Source organism: Streptomyces sp. NPDC001889 (genome assembly GCF_053594535.1).
Genome location: NZ_JBSFER010000009.1, coordinates 233,414 through 252,692, shown reverse-complemented (window position 1 = coordinate 252,692; position 19,279 = coordinate 233,414). Strand labels below are relative to the sequence as shown.

16 protein-coding genes are annotated in these 19,279 nt (G+C 74.7%); 11 read left to right on the top strand and 5 right to left on the bottom strand.

Annotated features, from left to right (window positions below; all coding sequences use genetic code 11):
• Window positions 1–28: 28 nt before the first annotated feature.
• Window positions 29–1,387 carry a hypothetical protein gene (locus ACWCRA_RS12750; protein WP_351556263.1) on the bottom strand — a complete coding sequence of 453 codons (1,359 nt, stop codon included), beginning with the start codon at window positions 1,385–1,387 and terminating at the stop codon, window positions 29–31.
• A 531-nt stretch (window positions 1,388–1,918) separates the two neighbouring features.
• Between ACWCRA_RS12750 and ACWCRA_RS12745 the strand changes: the two genes are divergently transcribed.
• The 9 genes from ACWCRA_RS12745 to ACWCRA_RS12705 all read left to right on the top strand — a co-directional run bounded on the left by ACWCRA_RS12745 (window position 1,919) and on the right by ACWCRA_RS12705 (window position 12,165).
• Window positions 1,919–3,013, top strand: coding sequence for a phosphotransferase (locus ACWCRA_RS12745; RefSeq protein ID WP_451067423.1), 1,095 nt, complete (start codon window positions 1,919–1,921; stop codon window positions 3,011–3,013).
• A gap of 183 nt (window positions 3,014–3,196) precedes the next feature.
• Window positions 3,197–4,552: an aminotransferase family protein gene (locus ACWCRA_RS12740; RefSeq protein WP_451067422.1), complete on the top strand. Its 1,356-nt coding sequence runs from the start codon at window positions 3,197–3,199 to the stop codon at window positions 4,550–4,552.
• Window positions 4,549–6,303, top strand: coding sequence for a 1-deoxy-D-xylulose-5-phosphate synthase N-terminal domain-containing protein (locus tag ACWCRA_RS12735; protein WP_351556254.1), 1,755 nt, complete (start codon window positions 4,549–4,551; stop codon window positions 6,301–6,303). The genes ACWCRA_RS12740 and ACWCRA_RS12735 overlap by 4 nt, the downstream gene beginning before the upstream one ends.
• On the top strand, window positions 6,284–7,669 hold the full coding sequence (locus ACWCRA_RS12730) for a glycosyltransferase (protein ID WP_351556251.1): 1,386 nt from the start codon (window positions 6,284–6,286) through the stop codon (window positions 7,667–7,669). Before ACWCRA_RS12735 ends, ACWCRA_RS12730 begins: the two co-directional genes overlap by 20 nt.
• Complete coding sequence (locus ACWCRA_RS12725; RefSeq protein ID WP_351556248.1) at window positions 7,650–8,507, top strand: SDR family NAD(P)-dependent oxidoreductase; 858 nt, start codon at window positions 7,650–7,652, stop codon at window positions 8,505–8,507. Before ACWCRA_RS12730 ends, ACWCRA_RS12725 begins: the two co-directional genes overlap by 20 nt.
• Before the next feature lie 478 nt (window positions 8,508–8,985).
• Window positions 8,986–9,981 (top strand): methyltransferase, encoded by a 996-nt coding sequence (locus ACWCRA_RS12720; protein ID WP_351556245.1) that lies wholly within the window; start codon window positions 8,986–8,988, stop codon window positions 9,979–9,981.
• 8 nt (window positions 9,982–9,989) lie between these two features.
• A complete protein-coding gene (locus ACWCRA_RS12715) occupies window positions 9,990–10,862 on the top strand; it encodes an endonuclease/exonuclease/phosphatase family protein (protein ID WP_451067421.1) in 873 nt (290 codons plus the stop codon).
• Window positions 10,859–11,449 carry a sugar O-acetyltransferase gene (locus tag ACWCRA_RS12710; RefSeq protein ID WP_351556239.1) on the top strand — a complete coding sequence of 197 codons (591 nt, stop codon included), beginning with the start codon at window positions 10,859–10,861 and terminating at the stop codon, window positions 11,447–11,449. Before ACWCRA_RS12715 ends, ACWCRA_RS12710 begins: the two co-directional genes overlap by 4 nt.
• Window positions 11,450–11,478: 29 nt before the next feature.
• Window positions 11,479–12,165, top strand: coding sequence for an HAD family hydrolase (locus tag ACWCRA_RS12705; RefSeq protein ID WP_451067420.1), 687 nt, complete (start codon window positions 11,479–11,481; stop codon window positions 12,163–12,165).
• 31 nt (window positions 12,166–12,196) lie between these two features.
• Here the strand turns inward: ACWCRA_RS12705 and lysA are convergent, their stop codons facing one another.
• From lysA to ACWCRA_RS12690, 3 genes are all read right to left on the bottom strand, one after another.
• The gene (gene lysA / locus ACWCRA_RS12700) at window positions 12,197–13,534 is read right to left on the bottom strand and encodes a diaminopimelate decarboxylase (protein WP_351556233.1); all 1,338 of its coding nucleotides are present in this window, start codon (window positions 13,532–13,534) and stop codon (window positions 12,197–12,199) included.
• A gap of 43 nt (window positions 13,535–13,577) precedes the next feature.
• Window positions 13,578–13,970 carry an SAV_915 family protein gene (locus ACWCRA_RS12695; protein ID WP_351556230.1) on the bottom strand — a complete coding sequence of 131 codons (393 nt, stop codon included), beginning with the start codon at window positions 13,968–13,970 and terminating at the stop codon, window positions 13,578–13,580.
• Between the two features lie 394 nt (window positions 13,971–14,364).
• The gene (locus tag ACWCRA_RS12690) at window positions 14,365–15,186 is read right to left on the bottom strand and encodes a response regulator transcription factor (protein WP_451067436.1); all 822 of its coding nucleotides are present in this window, start codon (window positions 15,184–15,186) and stop codon (window positions 14,365–14,367) included.
• A 159-nt stretch (window positions 15,187–15,345) separates the two neighbouring features.
• On the opposite strand from ACWCRA_RS12690, the gene ACWCRA_RS12685 reads away from it, so the two are divergent.
• Window positions 15,346–17,025: an AMP-binding protein gene (locus tag ACWCRA_RS12685; RefSeq protein ID WP_451067419.1), complete on the top strand. Its 1,680-nt coding sequence runs from the start codon at window positions 15,346–15,348 to the stop codon at window positions 17,023–17,025.
• Window positions 17,026–17,084: 59 nt separating this feature from the next.
• The gene (locus ACWCRA_RS12680; protein WP_451067418.1) at window positions 17,085–18,713 is read left to right on the top strand and encodes an AMP-binding protein; all 1,629 of its coding nucleotides are present in this window, start codon (window positions 17,085–17,087) and stop codon (window positions 18,711–18,713) included.
• A gap of 8 nt (window positions 18,714–18,721) precedes the next feature.
• Here ACWCRA_RS12680 and ACWCRA_RS12675 read toward each other — a convergent pair whose 3' ends face one another.
• Window positions 18,722–19,228 carry a GNAT family N-acetyltransferase gene (locus tag ACWCRA_RS12675; protein ID WP_451067417.1) on the bottom strand — a complete coding sequence of 169 codons (507 nt, stop codon included), beginning with the start codon at window positions 19,226–19,228 and terminating at the stop codon, window positions 18,722–18,724.
• Between the last annotated feature and the right edge of the window lie 51 nt (window positions 19,229–19,279).

Genomic DNA, 19,279 nt, shown 5'->3' with positions numbered 1-19,279 from the left:
AGGCCCCACCGGAGGTCCCGGAGCGGGCTCACCCCGCCGCGTCCGCCCGGGCGAGGAGTCCGGCGGCGGCCGGGTAGGCGCGGTGGGGCCGCAACTGCCGCCGCAGGGCGGCCAGCCGGCGGGCCGCCCGCACGGAGTCGAGTGACGGATACGCCTCCAGGAACGCGTCCCAGTGGGGGAGCGCGGCGTCGAGATGCCCCAGCCGCAACTGGGTCTCGGCCAGCCGGGCGTGGGTGAGCGTACGGGCGTGGCGCTCCCCGGGCGTACGGGCCCGGAGCGAGTCCGTGAGCGCGCCGACCGTCCCCGCCCGGTCGCCCAGCGCGGCGAGCGTCTGGGCCCGCTGGTAGTGCAGGGCGCCCAGCGAGTAGGCGGTGAAGGGCCCCGGCGCCGCGTCGTGCGGGGTGTGCAGCCGTTCCGCCCGCGCCAGCGAGGCCAGCGCCGCGCGGCGGTCGTGCCCGGCCTGGAGCACCGCCAGATGGGCCTGGGTGTACGCCTGGACGACGGGCGGCGCGTGCCGCGCGTGGTCCGACGCCCGCTCCGCGAGGTGGAGCACCGCCGGTCCGCGGTGGCCGAGTTCGAGGGCGTGGGTGGCCATGGTGCGCAGCGCTATGGCGAGCGTGGCGTGGTCGCGGGCGTCCGCGGCCAGCCGGGCGGCGAGCAGATGGTAGTGCTGCGCCACCGCGTCGTCGCCGCCGTCGGCGCAGATCCGGCCCAGCAGCAGCGTCAGCTGGGCGGCCTTGGACAGCAGCCCCCGGTGGACCGCGTCCGGCGCGGGCGCGTGGAGCCGCGCGGTGACATCCCGGGCGAGGTAGGCGGCCAGCGCGGCCCGCACCGGACCGCCGCCGAACTGCTCGGCCGCCGAGGCGAACACCCCGGCCATGGCGTGCATCTGCTCGGCCCCCGGCTCCCGGGCACCGGGCCCGGGGTCCGCCGGGGCCGGGTCCGAGGCGGCCCGGCGCGGCCGGGGCAGCAGCTCCGGCACGGCGAACGCGAGCGGGCTGAAGACCCCCGAGGCGAGCAGCCGCCGCCGGGCCGGGTCGAGTTCGGCCTCCGTGAGAAGGGTGAGCGTACGGAGCGGAGCGCTCTGCCAGGAGACCACCGGCACCCGGTCCGGAGCGCGGGTCAGCCCCGCCTGCTGCGCGGTGACCGGTCTCCCCAGCCGGCGGGAGAGCGCCTCCAGCAGAAAGGCGGGCACGGGCGGTCTGGGCTGGGCGCCCGCGAGCCACCGGACGACCGACGAGCGGTCGCAGGCCAGCCGCCGGCCGTGCTCCCCGGCGACCGAGCGGACCGCGCGGGCCAGCTCGCCGGCGTTCCACCCGGACGCCTCCAGCAGCAGCCGCAGCCGGGCGTTGGCCACGGGGGGCACGGTCACTTCTTCCGAAGACATCGGATCACCCTGCCTTCACAAACGCACGAAGTCGCACGGAGTGCCCTCCGCTCGCGGCCCTGAACTCTTGTGCGAGCAGGGCCGGGGACGGTCCAATGTGCTTACCCGGCAGTCCCGTCGGCGCACCAGATGTGCGCCGGTCCAATTCCGTATGGATATGCGCGACCGGGCCCGGCCCGGCGGGCACGGGGAAGTGCCCGAGGCACCGGCACACCGGCACACCGGGAACCGCGCCCGCCGCGCGCATCCGCCCCGGGCGGCACCCTTCCCCGTACGGCACCCCCGGACCGGCCACGGGGGCGTCGGCCGGGGAGCGGAACCGGAGCCCGCGGCCCGGAATCAGGTGGGGGCGTGATGCAGCAGGACGAGGACCAAGGCAGCGGAACCGGAACCGGAACCGGAATCGACACCGGCACAGGCATCGCCACAAGCACAAGCACAAGCACAGGCACAGGCACAGGCACAGGCACAGGCACAGGCACCGGGGCCGTCCTCCCGCGCGGTCGTGACCGGCCCGGGCGGAGCACCGCCGTGGGACGGCCGCCGCCCGGCAGCGCGCCCTGGGTGCGCCGGCTCCTCGCCGGCCGGTGGGGTCTCGACGCCCGGCACACCCTCGTCCGTCCCCTGCTCGTCGACGGCGCGCCGCCGCTCAGCCACACCGCCGGGCTCTGGCGGGTCCGGGGCCCGGCGGGCGACCATGTGCTGAAGGTCCGGCTCGTCCCCGAGGCCCTGCGCACACCGGAGTTCTACGGCCTCAAGGAGGAGATCGGGGCGCACTGCCGGCGGCACGGAGTGCCGGTGGCCGCCGCGATCCCCGCCCTCGACGGCACCACCACCGTCCGCTGCGACCACACCGTCTGCGAACTGACCCCCTGGTACCCGGGCCGGCCCGCGGACCCCGCCGACCCCGCCCAGTCCGCCGCCGTGGTCCGCTGCGGAGTACGGCTGCGCCGGGCCCTGGACCGGCTCCCCGCGAGCGCCCTGGACCGCCTCGCGTCCGTACCCCTCCCGCTGCTCGTCGAGGAGGAGGAGTGGCGGGCCGCGCTCCTGGACGCCGAGCGGCGGCTGCTGCCGCTGTCCGCCGGCCGCGCCGACGCCTTCTCCCGGCGGGCCGCCGCCGCGCTGCGCGCCGCTGTCGCCGCCGGGCCCCTGCTCCACGGCAGCCTCGGCGGGCTCCGCGCCGCCGAACCGGCCGCGATCCACAGCGATCTCCATCCCCAGCACTTCATCGTCGCCCCGCGCCCCGGCTCCACCGCGCCCGGCGGCGGCACCTGGGAGGTTCTCGCCGTGCTCGACTTCGACAATCTGCACACCGGCGACCGCCGGCTCGATCTGGCCTGGCTCGCCGAGACCGCCGGACGCGTCCGCGGCGACACCGCCCGGCGGCGGGCGCTGGCCGCCTTCCTGGACGGGACGGCCGGGACCGGCCTGCTCGGCGCGGGCGACGAGGCCCTGCTGATGCCCCTGCTGATGGCGCACTCGCTGCCCGTCGTCGTCGACATCGCCAAGGACATCCTGGAACGGGGCGACCTCAGCGACCAGTGGCCGGCCTATCTCGAACTGCTCTCCCCGGAGCGCAGAGCGGGCGTCCACGACTCCCTCACCGCCGCGTCCCGCGCCCGCTGACCGCCCCGCCACCGCCCGTCCCCGCCCGCCCCCGCCCGTCTGCGGACTCCGTCCGCTGACCGCCCCGCCCGTCCCCGCCCGTCCCCGCCCGTCCCCGCCCGTCTGCGGACTCCGTCCGCTGACCGCCCCGCCCGCCCCGTCCCGCGTCCGTCACCGGAACTCTCCCTGGGAGGCGACTTCGCCATGCTGTCCCCCGAGACCCCGACCGACTCGCCCTGGCCGGCCGATCTGTCCTCCTACTGCTTCGAGGTGCCCCACGCGCCGGACACGGTCCTCTTCGCATCCGGGAAGGGTGTCCGGCTCGCCGACACGGCGGGCCGGCCGTATCTCGACGGTCTCTCCGGCGTCTTCGTCACCTGCTTCGGCTACGACTGCGCCCCGATCGTCGCCGCCGTCACCGAACAGCTCCGGACGCTCCCCTTCCACCCGCCCCTGCACGGCACCAACCCGGCCGCGCTCGCCCTCTCCGCCGCGCTCGCCGCCCTCGCGCCGCCCGCGCTGACCACCGTCAGACTGGTCAACGGCGGCTCCGAGGCGGTCGAGGCCGCCATCCGGCTCGCCCGGCTCCACCACCGCTCGGAGGGCGAGCCCGGCCGGCTGAAGATCCTCAGCCACTACCACGGGTACCACGGGGCGACCTTCGGGTCGCTCTCCCTGACCGGGCGGCCCGATGTCGGACGCTTCGGCCCCGGAGTGCCCGGCGTGGTCCATGTCTGGCCGCCGGACTGTCTGGAGGCCACCCTCGGCGTGCCGCCCGGGGAGTCGGGGGAGCGCGCCGCCGAGCTGATCGAGCGGACCATCGAGGCGGAGGGCCCCGAGACCGTCGCCGCGCTGGTCGTGGAGCCGGTGATCCATCTGCGCGGTATGGCCGTCCCGCCGCCCGGCTATCTCGCCCGGCTGCGGGAGATCTGCGACCGGCACGGCGTCCTCCTGGTCTTCGACGAGATCGTCACCGGTTTCGGCCGCACCGGAGCGCCCTTCGCCGCCCAGACCTTCGGGGTGGTGCCCGATCTGATGTGCGCCGGCAAGGGAGTCTCCGGCGGGTACGCCCCCCTCGCGGCGGTCCTGATGACCGAGCGGATCGCGGCCTGCCTGGGCGGCGACGGCGGCCCGTACTCCTTCGCCCCCACCCACACCTACGCCGCCAACCCCGTCTCCGCCGCCGCCGGGCTCGCCGCCGTGACCCTCTTCACCGAGCAGGACTTCCCCGCCCGGATCAGCGCACTCGCCGCCCATCTGGAGCCCGGGCTCCGCCGGGCGCTGGACGGGCGCGGCACCCTGCGCGCCATCGGCCTGCTGTACGGACTCACCCTCACGGGCGGCCCCGACGCGGGCGAGCGGCTCGCCCGGGCCTGTCTGCGGCGCGGGCTGATCATCCGGGGCCAGGACGACTGGGCCGTGCTGGCGCCCGCCTACATCACCACCCGGGCCGAGGCCGACGAGATCGCCGGCATCCTCGCGGCGGCGCTCGACGAGACAGCGGCTCCCGGGACCCCGGGCGGCCCCTCCCGGCACCACACATCCCCGGGGCTCCGTTGAACACCCTCTTCCGGGGACCCGCCCGGGCCGCCCTGCCGCGCCTCACCCCCGAGGAGGCGTCCGTGGTGGAACGGGAGCTGGCCGAACTCGACAAGGGCGGGTACGACGGCCCGCTGCCCGGCGCGCTGCGCAGACTCGCCGCCGCCGTCCCGGAACGGCTCTACCACGACAGCGCCCGGCTGCTGCTGCGGATGCACCAGCTCGCCGGGACCGGCAATCTCTCCAGCAACCTCTCCTCCCTGGCCATCGTGCGGGCCTGCTTCGACCTGGGCCTGGTCCCCGACGGCCGCCCCGGCCCCGCCGAACTCATCGTGGGGCGCGGCCATATCGCCCCCGCCTTCTACGCCGAGCGCTATGTGCGCGGCACCTTCCCCTTCGTCCCGCTCGCCACCCTCCACCAGGGCGGCCTCACCGGGGTCATCAACCGCGCCACCGGCTTCACCAACACCATGCGCTACAGCCTCGGCGTCGGGGTCGCCCAGGCCGTCAGCCTCGCCTGGGACCTCGCCCGGCGCGGCGACGACCGCAAGGTCGTCTGTCTCGCCGGGGACGGCGAACTCCAGGAGGGCGTCGTCTTCGAGTGCCTGCGCTTCGCCCACGAGCACGACCTCCGCAATCTGATCCTGGTGGTCGACGCCAACGGCAAGGGCATCGAACCCCTCCCCAAACCGGTCAGCCTCGCCTATCTGAGCGCCTATCTGGGCCGGGTCGAACCCGTCGACGGCCACGACCGCCCCGCCGTGCGGCGCTCCCTGCGCTCCCTGCTCGCCGGGGACGGCCGGGCCGCCCTGGTCTGCCGCACCCGCAAGGGCGACCACAGCTTCCGCCCGCCCCCCGCCGGAACCCCCGCCCGGCCCTCCTTCGCCGCCGGGACCGGCCGGATGCTCGCCTCCCACCAGCGCCGCACCGGACGCGAACTGGCCGTCTTCACCGCCGACATGGCCGCCAGGTTCGGGCTGCGCGGGCAGGTCCCGTACACCAACACCGGGCTCGCCGAGACGCTCGGCGTCGGTCTCACCCTCTCCCTGCCCGAGCCCGTGCTCAAAGTGGTCGCCACCGACGCGATGTACTACATGGACTCGCTCAGCATGCTCACCGAGGCCACCACCGGCGTCCGCAATCTGCTGGTGCTCGCCGGGCGGAGCTGGGGCGCGTGGGGCGGCGCGCACAACGCCACCAACCTCCTCGGCCAGCTGCTCCACACCCGCGTCTACGAACCCGTCACCGAGGCCGAGTTCGCGGCCTGTCTCGACCGGCTCGCCGCCCACCCCGCCACCGCCCATGTGCTGAGCATGGTGGACGCCCGCTTCGACCCGCTCCCCGTGGACTGCTCGGCCGACCCCGACGGCGGGGTCTGGGTCACCCCCCTCCGGCGCCAGGGTCCCCGAACGGCGGTGGTCACCTTCGGCTACGCCGGGGTGCTGGTCGCCGAGGCCAACCGGGGGCCGCGAGTGCCGCATCTGCACTGCGCCGCTCTCGCCCCCGAACTCCCCGGCGCCACCCTGGCCGCCCTCGCCGCGTGCGACCGGATTCTGACCGTCGAGTACAACGGGGCCCACGGCGGCTTCGGCGAAGGGCTCCGCCAGCGCCATCTGCTCCCCGCGGCCGTGCACGCCGTACGCCGGGACATCGGCACCTGCGTCCACGGCGAACAGCTCCGCCGTCACGGGATGAGCCCGCCCCAGCTCCGCGAACTCATCGAACGGACCGCGACCGGGCAGGAGACGGACAGTGCGTCTGTACGCGCATGACCCCCGCTCGCCGCAGTCGGCGGGCACCGTCGACGGCGCCGTCCTCATGCACCGGGAGGCCGCCACCCTGATCGCCGCCTCCGGGCTGCCGGTGAGCTGGCACGACCTCACCCGGGGGCCGTGCGGCCTCGCCACCGCGGGCCCGAGCGACGTGGTGTACGCGGGCTCGGGCCCGTACGCCCATCTCCACCACGCCTGGCGGGAGGAGACCGGCGGCGGCTACCGGATCGTGCGCGAGGTCCACACCGCGCTCTGGTCGGGGTACTGGACCCAGGAGGAGCTGTGCGCCCCGCTGACCCGCCCCGGCGATCTGGTGCTCTTCCCCACCGAGTACACCCGCGGGCTCTATCTGCGGCATCTGCCCGGCGCGCGCCCGGAGAACTCCGCCGTCGTCTACCCCCTGCTGGACCTGCTCCCGCCCCGGCTGCCCGCCCGCCCCCGGCCACCGGCGGACCGGGTGCTGCGCATCGGCTATCTGGGGGCCCTCTCCCTGGCGAAGAACTTCGACCAGGTGCTCTCCGTGGTCGCCCGCTGCGGACGGCGGAGCCCCGTCACCCTGCTGTACGCGGGCAAGCCCAACCACCCCCGCTGGGAGCCCGCTTCCATCGGCCGGGAGCTGGCGGCGCTCGGCGCCGCCCCCGGGACGGCCCGGACGGCCGGGGTGGTGGGGAGGGCGCGGCTCGCCGGGTTCTTCGCGGACATCGATGTGCTGCTCTTCCCGAGCACCGCCTCCCGCGAGACACTCGGGCGGGTGGTGCTGGAATCCCTCACCCACGGGGTGCCGGTCCTGGCCGCCGACGCCGGCCCGGCGGCCGAACTGCTCCCCGCGCGGAATCTGGTCCCCACCCTGCTCGACACCACCACCGCGTTCACCATGGACCGGGTCGTCCCCCTCGGCCGGGTCGACGAGGACGCCCTGGTGGCCAAGCTCCTCGCCCGCGACTTCGCCCCCGCCGGCCCCGTCGACCGGGCGCGCTACGGCACCCGTGCCTTTCTGCGGGCCCTGGCCGGTGACCCCCCGAGCCCCGGGGGGCCCTGCGATCCGACCGTACGGGACCGGCTGACCGTCTCCCCGAGGCCGGAGCCGTCCCCCGCCCCGGCCCTCTCCCGGGCCCGGGAGGTGTTCGCCGCCTACTTCACCCGGCGCGACGACCGCGCCCTGCTCGACGCCATCGACAGCGCACCCGACGGTACGGACCGGGCGGCCCTGCGGGAGATCGTCCGCCGGCCGCACCGCGACCCGTCCGACTACCGGGCCTTCCCCCGGCTCGTCGACGCCCTGGTACTGCCGCCCCTCGGCTACGGCTTCGGCCGGCCGCCGGACCACGATCGCGAGGACCCCACCGATGGACGATCCACGCCCTGACCCCGTCACCTTGCCGCCCGGCAGCGAACTCACCGGCAGAACCGCCCTGGTCGTGGGCGGCGGCCGGGGCATCGGAGCGGCCGTGACCGAGGCCCTCGCCCGGCGCGGGGCCGCCGTCACGGCCGCCGACACCGACCGGCTGCCCGACGCCTGGAACCACTACACCTCCACCCGCGTCGGCGGATTCGCCGAGGCGACCTCGCTGGCCGCCCGCCTCACCCGGCAGGGCCTGAAGGTCACCGCCGAACAGACCGACGCCACCGACGAGGACGCGGTCGTCGCCCTGATGGACACGGTGGCGGAGGGGTCCGGGCGGCTGGACATCCTCGTCAACGCCTTCGGAGTCACCCATGTCAGCACCGTGGAGCGGATGGAACTCCCCGAATTCCAGTCCGTGGTGCGGGGGAATCTGGAGGGGGTCTTCCTCACCGCGAAGCACGCGATCCCGCTGATGCGGGCCCATGGCGGCGGGTCGATCATCAACTTCTCGTCCGTGTCCGGGCGCTCGGGGTTCGCGAGGATCGCGCACTACTGCGCGGCGAAGTTCGGGGTGATCGGGTTCACGGCGGCGCTGGCGCAGGAGGTGGCGAGGGACGGGATTCGGGTGAACGCGGTGTGCCCGGGGGTGGTGCGGTCGAATATGTGGGGGTATCTGCTGGGGGAGTTCGTGAGGGAGGGGGAGAGTGAGGAGGAGTGCTGGGAGCGGATGCGGGGGATGATTCCGCAGCGGGAGTTCCAGACGCCGGAGGATGTGGCGGCCCTCGTGGTCTTCCTGGCCTCGGCGACCCGCATCACGGGCCAGGCCCTCTCCATAGACGGCGGCATGTCCGCCCCCTGACTCCCCCCTCGGCCCCCGCCCGCCCGCCGTTTGAGGACGGCCCCCGCGCCACGGGCAACCCGGGCAATCCCAGCCCGTCCGGCGTTTGAGGACGGACCCTGTGCCACAGGACCCCGCATCCCGCGGGCTTCGGTCGGGGGCCTGCCCCCGAACCCCCGCTCCTCAATCGCCGGAGGGGCTGAGGGTGGCGGCTCACACGCCGGAGGGGCTGGGGGTGGCGGCTCACACGCCGAGGGGCTTGGGTGTGCTGCCTCGGCCCGGCCCGAGGTGCTGGGGTGGCGCGCGTCAACCACCGGCCGGGCTGAGGTTCCCGCCCGCCCGCCGTTTGAATACGGACCCCGCGCCACGGGTAAGCCGGGCAATTCCAGCCCGTCCGGCGATTGAGGACCGCGGGGTCCCGCGCGGCGGGGGAGAGGGGGAGGGGTGGGGGCGGTAGCGTGCTCCGGGTGGCCGGCCGCCCGGGACAAGGAGCCCCCGCATGCTCTCCCCCCTCCCCATCACCACCCTCATGTGGTCCCACTGGCAAACCCGCACCCTCCTCAGCGCCATCGAGCTCGGCGTCTTCCCCGCCCTCACCCACCACCCCCTCCCCGCCGCCGAACTGCGCGAGCGCCTCCGCATCCACCCCCGCCCCGCCACCGACTTCTTCGACGCCCTCGTCGCCCTCGGCCTCCTCGAACGCCACGACGGGCACTACCGCAACACCCCGGAGACCGCCGAGTACCTCGACCCCGCCCGCCCCCACAGCTACCTCGGCGCCGCCCTCGCCGCCCAGGGCGCCGGGCTCGCCGACGAACTGACCGCCGTCCTCCGCACCGGCCGAGCCCTGCGCGGCGCCCGCGACGGGCGCGACTACTACGGCGGCATCTGCGCCACCACCCCCACCCTCCGCGCCTTCCAGCGCGACATGACCGCCCTCAGCATCGGCTCGGCCCGCGCCATCGCCGAGAAGTTCCCCTGGCCGGACCGCCGCACCCTCGCCGACATCGGCTGCGCCGAGGGCGCCCTCGCCGGCCAGGTCCTCTCCCACCACCCCCATCTGCGCGCCATCGGCTTCGACCTCGCCCCCGCCCGCACCGGCTTCGAGGAGTACGCCGCCCGCCTCGGCCTCACCGACCGGATGACCTTCCACGCCGGGGACTTCTTCCGCGACGAACTCCCCACCGCCGATGTGCTGGTCCTCGGCCACGTACTGCACAACTGGAACCCGGACGAACGGCTCCTGCTGCTCACCAAGGCCCACCGCGCCCTGCCCCCGGGCGGCGCCGTCCTCGTCTACGAGACCCTCATCGACGACGACCGCCGCCGGAACACCACCGGTCTGCTGCTCAGCCTGATCATGCATCTGGAGGTGCCCGGCGGCGCGGACTACACCGGCGCCGACTGCCGCCGCTGGCTCGCGGAGACCGGCTTCACCTCCTCGTACACCGAACACCTCGACGGCCCCGAGTCCATGGTCGTCGGCATCAAGTGAGCGGCCCCGTGCACACCTCCCGCCCGGCGGACGCCCCCGCCTCCGCCCCCACCGACCTGATCATGTTCTGGAATCTGTACGAGGCCGCGATCGAGCGGCTCGACGGCGACCACGCCCGCTGGGAGGCCCAGCGCGAACTGATCACCGCACACCGGCCCCGGGTCCTGCTGACCACCGAGGGCTGGGGCTGGCACCGCGACGGCCGGAAGCTCTTCGACGACACCCGGGACGCCCTCGGCATGGACGGGGTGCTCTTCCCCGCCAAGACCGAGTGCGACCTCGCGGTCTTCTGGCAGCCCGACATCACCCGGGTGGAGACCGAGACCGTCCCCCCGGAACTCGCCGCCTGGCACGGCCACGGCGCCGTCACCCTGCGGCTGCCCGGCCACCCGGAACCCCTGCGGTTCGCCGTCGCCCATCTCGACCCCTTCAGCCCCACGAACCGGCTGATCGAGTCCGACCGGCTGCGGCGGTACGCCGACCCGGCCGGCCCCCCGACCATCCTGGCCATGGACGCCAACACCGTCCCGCCCGGCGACCCCGAACCCGACTGGGAGCAGGTCCCCGCCCACCGCCGCGACGACCACCTCCCGCCGGACTCCGGCACCGCCGACCGCACCCCGCTCCGCCGGCTCCTCGGCCGCCCCGGCGCCCCGCTCTTCCTCGACGCCGGCGCCCACACCGCCGACCGCGCCCCCACCTTCGGCTTCCACCCGCCGTGCGAGGCCCCCCGCCGCATCGACCTGATCCTCCTCGCGCCCGCCCTCGCGGAGAGCCTCGCCGGCTACCGCGCCCTGGACGACCCCCTGCTGACACCCGGCCCCGACCGCCCCGCCGCCTCCGACCACCGGCCGGTCACCGTCCGGCTGCGCCGCCGGTGACCGCCGCGCGGGCCGGGGGTCCGGCCGCCCTGGAGCGGTTCAAGGACCGGATGGCGCGGGGCGAGATGTACGACGCGTCCGATCCGCTCCTCGAACCCCACCGGCTGCGCTGTCTGGATCTGCTCGACGCCTTCAACCGCACCGCGCTGCGCGACTTCCCCGCGCGGGAGGCCATTCTCCGCCGACTGCTCGCCCGGGTCGGCCCCGGCGGCTGGGTGATGCCCCGGTTCCTCTGCGAGTTCGGCTTCTTCATCGAGCTGGGGCCCCGGGTGCGGATCAACTACGACGCCGTCCTGCTGGACTGCGCCCCGATCGTCATCGGCGCCGATGTCTGGATCGGCCCCCGCTGCCAGCTCTACACCGCCAACCACCCCTTCGACCCGGAGCTGCGCGGAGCCCTGCGCGAACAGGCCAGACCCATCGAACTGGGGGACAGCGTCTGGCTCGGCGGTGGGACCATCGTGCTCCCCGGGGTGTCCATCGGCGCGGGCGCGGTGGTGGGCGCCGGCTCCGTCGTGACCAGGGACCTGCCCCCGTCGGTGGTCGCCGCGGGCAACCCCGCGCGGGTGATCCGCCCGCTCCCCTGAGGCCGCGCCCTCGAAGGAAGGGCTCCGCCGTGCTCCCACCCCAGCGTCCCGCCGTCCGGGCCGTCGTCTTCGACCACGACGGCACCCTCGTCGACACCGTCCGCGCCGACTTCCTCTCCTGCTCCGCGCTCTTCGAGGAGTACGGAGCCCCGCTGCCGGCCCGGCGCTGGGCCGCCGAGGTGTGCGGCCACCCCGACGGCTACGACCGTCTCCTCGCCATGCTGCACGCCCTCGGCGGACCGCCCGTCGCGGCTCTCCGCGTCCGGCTGGAGAGCCACTGGGAACGGTTCTTCACCCCCGAGCACATACGGCTGCTGCCGGGCGTCCGCGAACTCCTCGACGCGCTCCGGGCCGACGGGGCGCGGCTCGCGGTGGCCTCGGCGGCCGACGGGCCGTGGGTGGGCCGCTGGCTCACCCACTTCTCCATCGCGGACCGCTTCGAGGCCGTGGTGACCGGGGACCAGGTGCCCTTCCGCAAGCCCCACCCCGCCGTCTATCTGGAGGCCGCCGCCCGGCTCGGCGTGCCGCCCGAGGAGTGCGCCGCCGTCGAGGACTCGATCACGGGTGTGGCCGCGGCGCGGGCCGCCGGGATGACCGTGATCGCCGTTCCCACCGAGCTGACCCGGCACTGCGACTTCACCGGGGCCCACCATCTGCTGCCCGGCATGGCCGCCCTGGAGGCCCTCGCCTGGCTCCGCCCCGGCACGGCCCGGTGAGGGGCCGCCGGGGCCCGGCCGGACGCGGCGCTCAGAGACCCACGTCCCGCCCCCGGTGGTCGTCGAAGGTCTCCCGCCGCACCAGCAGCCGGGACCGGCCCCCGGCGACCGCCACCACCGGCGGACGGCCCGTCAGGTTGTAGCCCGACGCCATCGACACGTGGTAAGCGCCCGCCGCCGGCACCGCCAGCACATCCCCGGGCCGCAGATCCTCCGGCAGCTCCACCGACTCCGCGAGCACATCGCCCGCCTCGCAGTGCCGCCCGACGACGGTGGTCGCCCGCATCGGCGCCGCCGACGGGCGCCCCACCATCCGCACGGTGTACCGGGCGCCGTAGAGCGCGGGCCGCGGATTGTCGCTCATCCCGCCGTCGACGGCGGCGAACACCCGGCCGCCCGTGCGCTTGAGCGCCAGCACCCGGTAGAGCGCGACCCCCGCCGGCGCCATGATCGAACGGCCGGGCTCCACGGTCAGCCGGGGCAGCGGATAGTCGAACTCCGCGCAGCAGCGGACCAGCGCGTCGTTGACGCGCCGGCCGTACGCCGCCGGGGCGGGCGCCGGGTCCCCGGGCCGGTAGGCAACGGCGAAACCCCCGCCGAGATCCAGCTCCGGCAGGGTGATGCCGAAGCGGTCCCGGACTCTCGCCATGAACGCCACCAGCCGCCGCACCGCGAGCGCGTACGGCTCCGGGGAGGCGATCTGCGACCCCAGATGGCTGTGCAGCCCGGTCAGCTCCAGACACGGCTGCCCCAGGATGCGGGCCACCGCGTCCTCCGCGTCCCCGTCCGCGATGGAGAGCCCGAACTTCTGCCCCTCCATGCCCGTACGGATCTTCCGGTGGCCGCCCGCCTCGATCCCCGGCAGCACCCGCACCATCACCTGCTGGGCCTCCGGGCCCGGCACCTGGGCGGCGAGCCGCGCGATCTCGCACTCGGAGTCGATGACGATCCGGCCCACCCCGAGCCGCAGCGCTGTCCGCAGATCCTCCGGAGACTTGGCGTTGCCGTGCAGCACCATCCGCTCGGCGGGAAAGCCCCGGGTGGCGGCGAGTTCCAGCTCGCCGGCCGAGCAGAGGTCGAGCCCCAGCCCCTCCTGCTCCATCCAGTCCACGACCGCCCGGCAGAGGAACGCCTTGGCCGCGTAGACCACATCGGCGTCCGGCAGCGCCCGCCGCCAGGCCGCCGCACGGGCCCGCACCTCCCCTTCGTCCAGCACATAGGCGGGGGTTCCGTACCGCTCGGCCAGCTCGGTCAGCGACACCCCTCCCACCGCCACATCGCCGCCGGGCGCCAGCACGGCGGAAGCGGGCCACACCGAGGGGGCGGCCAGCTCGGGCAAGCGCACCGGGTTCGCGGGTACCACCGTCATCCGTACACCTCTGTCCATGGGTCGAGTGCTTCGCGCGTGCGGGTCAGCCGGAGACGGCGGGGGCCACGGCGTCCGGGCCCCACTCCCGGCGGCGGGCACAGACTCCCGCCGCCGAGCGGGCCGTGGACCCGCGGGCGCCCGGGGCCGGGGCGGTGAGCCGGGGGTCCACCGTCACCGCGGTCACCCCGAGCGGCTCCGCGAGAGAGCGGAGCGCGGGCTCCGCGAGCCTGATCCACCGCTGGTCCGGGCCGAGCGCCCCGGCCAGCCGCTCCGGGCTGGTGAAGCCGACGGCCGTCCGCACCCCGAGCGGGGTGCGCAGAAAACGCAGCTGCCTGCCTCCGGCGGAGCCGAGCCGCACCGGCACGTACAGCGGCCCTGCCGGGCGGCGTTCGTCGGGGTCCGCGGTGTCCGCGCCCGCGGGGGTGGGGAATTCCATGGTGTGTCCTTCGCAGGGAAGTCGGTGAATGCTCCGGCCACCCGAAGCTATGCCCCCGCCACCGCTCCCCGGCACCTCCCTGACGCCCCGCTGACCGCCCACCCCCGCTCTTTGACGCCGCCCTAGCGCCGGGGAGGGATCATGCCGCCGCCCACCTGTCCGCCCGCCTGTCCGCCCGCCTGTCCGCCTGGCGCCCGCGAGTCCGCCCGGTCCTGCCCGTCCTGCGGTCCGTGCGTCCGCCTGCCTGCCCGGCGGTCCGGTCCTGCCAGGCCCCCGACTCCCGCGCCGGGAGGTGCCCCCCCGGGAAGCCCCCGGGGGCACGCGGGTGCCTCTTTCCGCCCCTCCGCCTGTCCCCACCCTGCGGGCCGGGGGCGCCGGGCCGCGCCCGGCGGGGCTACGGCAGCAGCCCCGCCCGGCGGGCCGCCACCACCGCCTCCAGCCGGGTGTGGGCGCCCAGCTTCCGCATCGCCGCGCGCAGATACCCCTTCACCGTCTCCGGGCGCAGCCCCAGCCGCTGCGCCGCCACCGCGTTCGTCGAGCCCGCGGCGACACACGCCAGCACATCCACCTCGCGGGGCGCCAGCGACACCGTCCCCGCCCGCTCCCCGGCGCCCGTCCCGGCAAGCGGGCCCGCGCCGGCCGCGGCCAGCCGCCCGCAGACGGCGGTCAACTGCTCCCGCAGCAGCGGGTCGGCGACCCGGGGGGTCAGCGCCCGCAGCACTCCGTGGATCTCCCGCACCTCCTCCCAGGCGCCGAGCCCCGCCGTGGGCTCCCGGGCGATGGCCAGCAGCCCCTGCACCTCGTCCCTGACCACCAGCGCCTGCTCCACATCACGCGCCGCCGCCACCGCCGCGTCGAAGGTCCGGTCACCCAGCGGCACCGGCCGCCGCAGCGCCCCGTACAGCACCCCGCGCACCTTCCGCCGCACCACCACCGGCACCGCGAGCACCGAGCGCAGCCCCTCCGCCGAGACGGCCGCGTCGTACTCATGGCTGATGTGCCGGGCCTCGCGGTAGTCGGTCACCGCGCACGGGCGCGACAGCGCCATCGACTTGCCGCCCAGACCGTTCCCCGCACAGATCGCCAGCCCGTGCAGCGCCTGCGTCTGCGCCCCGCTGAGCTGCGCGATCCGCAGCCGCTGGGCATCGAGCAGCAGCCCCCCGAAAGTGATCGGAATCCCGGTCGCACGGCGCAGCCGCAACAGCGCCGCCCGCATCTCCACCGCCTCGGCCGGTTCGGACACCGCTCCACTTCCCGTTCTCCCGCAGGGGGTCTCCCGCGGGGGGCCCGGCGGGGCCACCCCCGATCGGGGGTGGTGAGACGTACGTCACTGATTACACGATGCTACTGAGTGGTGAGGCAATGAGGAGGGCACATGACGGCAAGCAGCGGCGCTACCGGGGAGTTCCGGGCGGCCCGGGACTTCCTGCTGCGACACCGGGAGGAGTACCGGAGCGCGTACGACGGCTTCGCCTGGCCCCGGCCCGAGCGCTTCAACTGGGCGCTCGACTGGTTCGATGTCATCGCCGACGGCAACGACCGCACCGCCCTGCACATCGTGGAGGAGGACGGTACCGCGATCGAACTCTCCTTCGCCGAACTGTCCCGCCGCTCCGACCGGACCGCCAACTGGCTCCGCGCCCAGGGGGTACGGGCCGGGGACCGGCTGGTCGTGATGCTCGGCAACCAGCACGAACTGTGGGAGACCGCCCTCGCGGCGATGAAGCTGCGCGCCGTCGTCATCCCCGCCACCCCCCTCCTCGGCCCGCTCGATCTGCGCGACCGCGTCGAACGGGGCCGGGCCGCGCACGTCCTCGTACGCACCGAGGACACGGCCAAGTTCGACTCCGTACCCGGTGACTACACCCGGATCGCGGTCGGCGCCGAACCGCCCCCCGGCTGGCTCGACTACCGCGACGCCGCCTCCGCCGAAGCGGAGTTCCGGCCCGACGGGATCACCCGATCCGATGACCCGCTGATGCTCTACTTCACCTCCGGGACCACCGACCGCCCCAAGCTCGTCGAGCACACCCATACGTCCTACCCCATCGGCCATCTCGCCACGATGTACTGGATCGGTCTGCGCCCCGGCGATGTCCACCTCAACATCTCCTCGCCCGGCTGGGCCAAACACGCCTGGTCCAACCTCTTCGCGCCGTGGAACGCCGAGGCCACCGTCTTCATCCACAACTACCGCCGCTTCGACCCGGCCGCGCTGATGGCGCGGATGGACCGCGCGGGCGTGACCAGCTTCTGCGCGCCCCCCACCGTGTGGCGGATGCTGATCCAGGCCGATCTGAGCCGGCTGCGGGTGCCGCCCCGCGAGGCGGTCGCGGCGGGGGAGCCGCTCAACCCCGAGGTCATCGAGACCGTGCGGCGCGAGTGGGGCGTCGCCATCCGGGACGGCTTCGGGCAGACGGAGACCGCAGTCCAGGTCTCCAACAGCCCCGGCCAGCTCCTCAAGGCCGGATCGATGGGCCGCCCCAGCCCCGGCTACCGGGTGGAGCTGCTCGACCCGGTCACCGGTGAACCCGGCGCGGAGGAGGGGGAGATCGCCCTCGACCTCTCGGCGCGCCCGGTGGGTCTGATGACCGGCTACCACGGCGACCCGGAGCGGACGGCGGAGGCGATGGCCGACGGGTACTACCGCACCGGGGACATCGGCGCGCGCGACGCCGACGGGTACATCACCTACATCGGCCGCTCCGACGACGTCTTCAAGGCGTCCGACTACAAGATCTCCCCCTTCGAGCTGGAGAGCGCGCTCCTCGAACACGAGGCGGTCGCGGAGGCGGCGGTCGTCCCCGCGCCCGATCCGCTGCGGCTCGCCGTCCCGAAGGCGTACGTCGTGCTGGCGGACGGCTGGCAGCCGGGCCCGGAGACCGCACGGCTCCTCTTCGCCCACTCCCGTTCCGTCCTCGCCCCGTACAAACGGGTGCGGCGGATCGAGTTCGCCGAGCTGCCGAAGACCGTCTCGGGCAAGATCCGCCGCATCGAACTGCGCGAACGCACCGCGAAGGGCTCCACCGACGAGTACGCGGAGGACGAGCTGTGACATCCCGCTCCGCGCCGACCGAACCGCCCGAACCGCCCGCACGACAGACGGGACCCGCCATGGCCACGGACCGCGCCGGAGCACTCTCGTACGACCGCGGCACCGCCACCGCGCCGCTGCTCCGCGACACCATCGGCGCCAACCTCGACCGCGCGGTCCTCGCCCACCCCGACCGCGACGCCCTGGTGGTCGCGGGCGGACCCCGCTGGAGCTACGCCGAGTTCGGCGCCGAGGTGGACCGGCTGGCGCGCGGACTCATCGGCACCGGCGTCGGCCGGGGCGACCGGGTCGGGATCTGGGCGGTCAACTGCGCGGAGTGGGTGCTGGTGCAGTACGCCACCGCCCGCATCGGCGCGATCATGGTGAACATCAACCCCGCCTACCGGTCGCGGGAGCTGGAGTACGTACTGAACCAGGCCGGCGTCTCCGTGCTCTGCGCCTCCCCGCGCCACCGGACCACCGACTACCGCGCCCTGGTCGAACAGGTCCGTCCGCGCTGCCCCGGACTGCGGTCCGTCCACTACATCGGGGACACCTCCTGGGAGGCCCTGCTCGCGGCGTCCGCCGGGGTCACGCCGGACGAGCTGGCGGCCCGCGAGGCACGGGTGGAGTGCCACGACCCCGTCAACCTCCAGTACACCTCCGGCACCACCGGCTTCCCCAAGGGAGCCACCCTGTCCCACCACAACATCCTCAACAACGGCTACTCCGTCGGGGAACTGCTCGGCTACACCGAGCAGGACCGGATATGCATACCCGTGCCCTTCTACCACTGCTTCGGCATGGTGATGGGGAATCTCGCGGCCACCTCGCACGGTGCGTGCATGGTGATCCCCGCGCCGTCCTTCGACCCGGCGGCCACCCTGCGCGCGGTCGACGAGGAGCGCTGCACCTCCCTCTACGGGGTGCCGACGATGTTCATCGCCGAACTCCAGCTCCCCGACTTCCCCTCCTACGACCTCACCTCGCTGCGCACCGGCATCATGGCCGGCTCACCGTGCCCGGCGGAGGTGATGAAGCGGGTGGTCACCGAGATGCACATGGCCGAGGTCTCCATCTGCTACGGCATGACCGAGACCTCCCCCGTCTCCACCCAGACCCGGCGCGACGACGACCTGGAACGCCGCACCGGCACGGTCGGGCGGGTGCTGCCCCATGTGGAGGTGAAGATCGTCGACCCGGCGACCGGGGCCACGGTGCCGCGCGGGCGCTCCGGTGAGCTGTACACCCGCGGCTACAGCGTGATGGTCGGGTACTGGGACGAGCCCGAGCGGACCGCCGAGGCCGTCGACCGCGACCGCTGGATGCACACCGGGGATCTCGCGGTCATGCGGGAGGACGGCTGTGTGCAGATCGTCGGCCGGATCAAGGACATGATCATCAGGGGTGGCGAGAACGTCTACCCGAGGGAGATCGAGGAGTTTCTGTACACCCACCCCGGGGTCGCCGATGTGCAGGTCGTCGGTGTTCCGGACAGCCGGTACGGCGAGGAGATCCTGGCCTGTGTCATCCCCCGCGACCCCGCCGCCCCGCCGACCCTGGACGACATCGCCGCCTTCTGCCGGGAGCGGCTCGCGCACTACAAGATCCCGCGCAGGCTGGAGATCCTGGAGACCTTCCCGATGACCGTGAGCGGGAAGGTGCGGAAGGTGGAGCTGAGGGAGCGGTACGGGACGGGCGGGGGGTGAGCCGGGCGTCAGAGCTCCCGGCGCATGCAGACCCGGGGCCAGCGGTCCAGACCGAGCCGCTTCTCCACCCGTCTGACCTCGCGCAGGCCCTCGGTGAGCTCGTCCTCACCGAGGGTGCGGAAGCCGAGGCGGGTGTAGTAGGGGGCGTTCCAGGGCACCTCCGCGAAGGTGGTGAGCGTGATGCCGGCCGTCCGGTCCGCCGACGCGCGGGCGGCGAGATGCTCGATGAGCGCCCGCCCCACGCCGCGCCGCGCGGCGGCCGGGTGCACCGAGACCTGCTCGATATGGGCCGCCCCGTCGATCTCCTCGTGCAGCAGATACCCGACCACGACTCCGTCGTCGCCGACGGCGGCCCAGGCGCTCTGTGCCGCCCGGTAGCGCTCCAGCACATCCAGCCCGGGCGGATCGTCGTCGGCGATCTCCCCCATCCCGAGCCCCCGGAACGGTTCGCCCGCGGCGCGCTCGATGTCCTGGAGCCGTGGCAGCTCCGCGTCAGTGACCAGTCGGATACGCATCCCTCAAGTATCCTCCGCCCCCTGGAGACCTCACCACGCGCCTCCTCCGCC

What these genes read in the sequence shown, in the direction of transcription:
- ACWCRA_RS12750 (WP_351556263.1), bottom strand. Translation starts at nt 1,387, where the DNA reads ATGTCTTCGGAAGAAGTGACCGTGCCCCCCGTGGCCAACGCCCGGCTG.
- ACWCRA_RS12740 (WP_451067422.1), top strand. Translation starts at nt 3,197, where the DNA reads ATGCTGTCCCCCGAGACCCCGACCGACTCGCCCTGGCCGGCCGATCTG.
- ACWCRA_RS12725 (WP_351556248.1), top strand. Translation starts at nt 7,650, where the DNA reads ATGGACGATCCACGCCCTGACCCCGTCACCTTGCCGCCCGGCAGCGAA.
- ACWCRA_RS12720 (WP_351556245.1), top strand. Translation starts at nt 8,986, where the DNA reads ATGCTCTCCCCCCTCCCCATCACCACCCTCATGTGGTCCCACTGGCAA.
- lysA (WP_351556233.1), bottom strand. Translation starts at nt 13,534, where the DNA reads ATGACGGTGGTACCCGCGAACCCGGTGCGCTTGCCCGAGCTGGCCGCC.
- ACWCRA_RS12695 (WP_351556230.1), bottom strand. Translation starts at nt 13,970, where the DNA reads ATGGAATTCCCCACCCCCGCGGGCGCGGACACCGCGGACCCCGACGAA.
- ACWCRA_RS12690 (WP_451067436.1), bottom strand. Translation starts at nt 15,186, where the DNA reads ATGCGGGCGGCGCTGTTGCGGCTGCGCCGTGCGACCGGGATTCCGATC.
- ACWCRA_RS12685 (WP_451067419.1), top strand. Translation starts at nt 15,346, where the DNA reads ATGACGGCAAGCAGCGGCGCTACCGGGGAGTTCCGGGCGGCCCGGGAC.
- ACWCRA_RS12680 (WP_451067418.1), top strand. Translation starts at nt 17,085, where the DNA reads ATGGCCACGGACCGCGCCGGAGCACTCTCGTACGACCGCGGCACCGCC.
- ACWCRA_RS12675 (WP_451067417.1), bottom strand. Translation starts at nt 19,228, where the DNA reads ATGCGTATCCGACTGGTCACTGACGCGGAGCTGCCACGGCTCCAGGAC.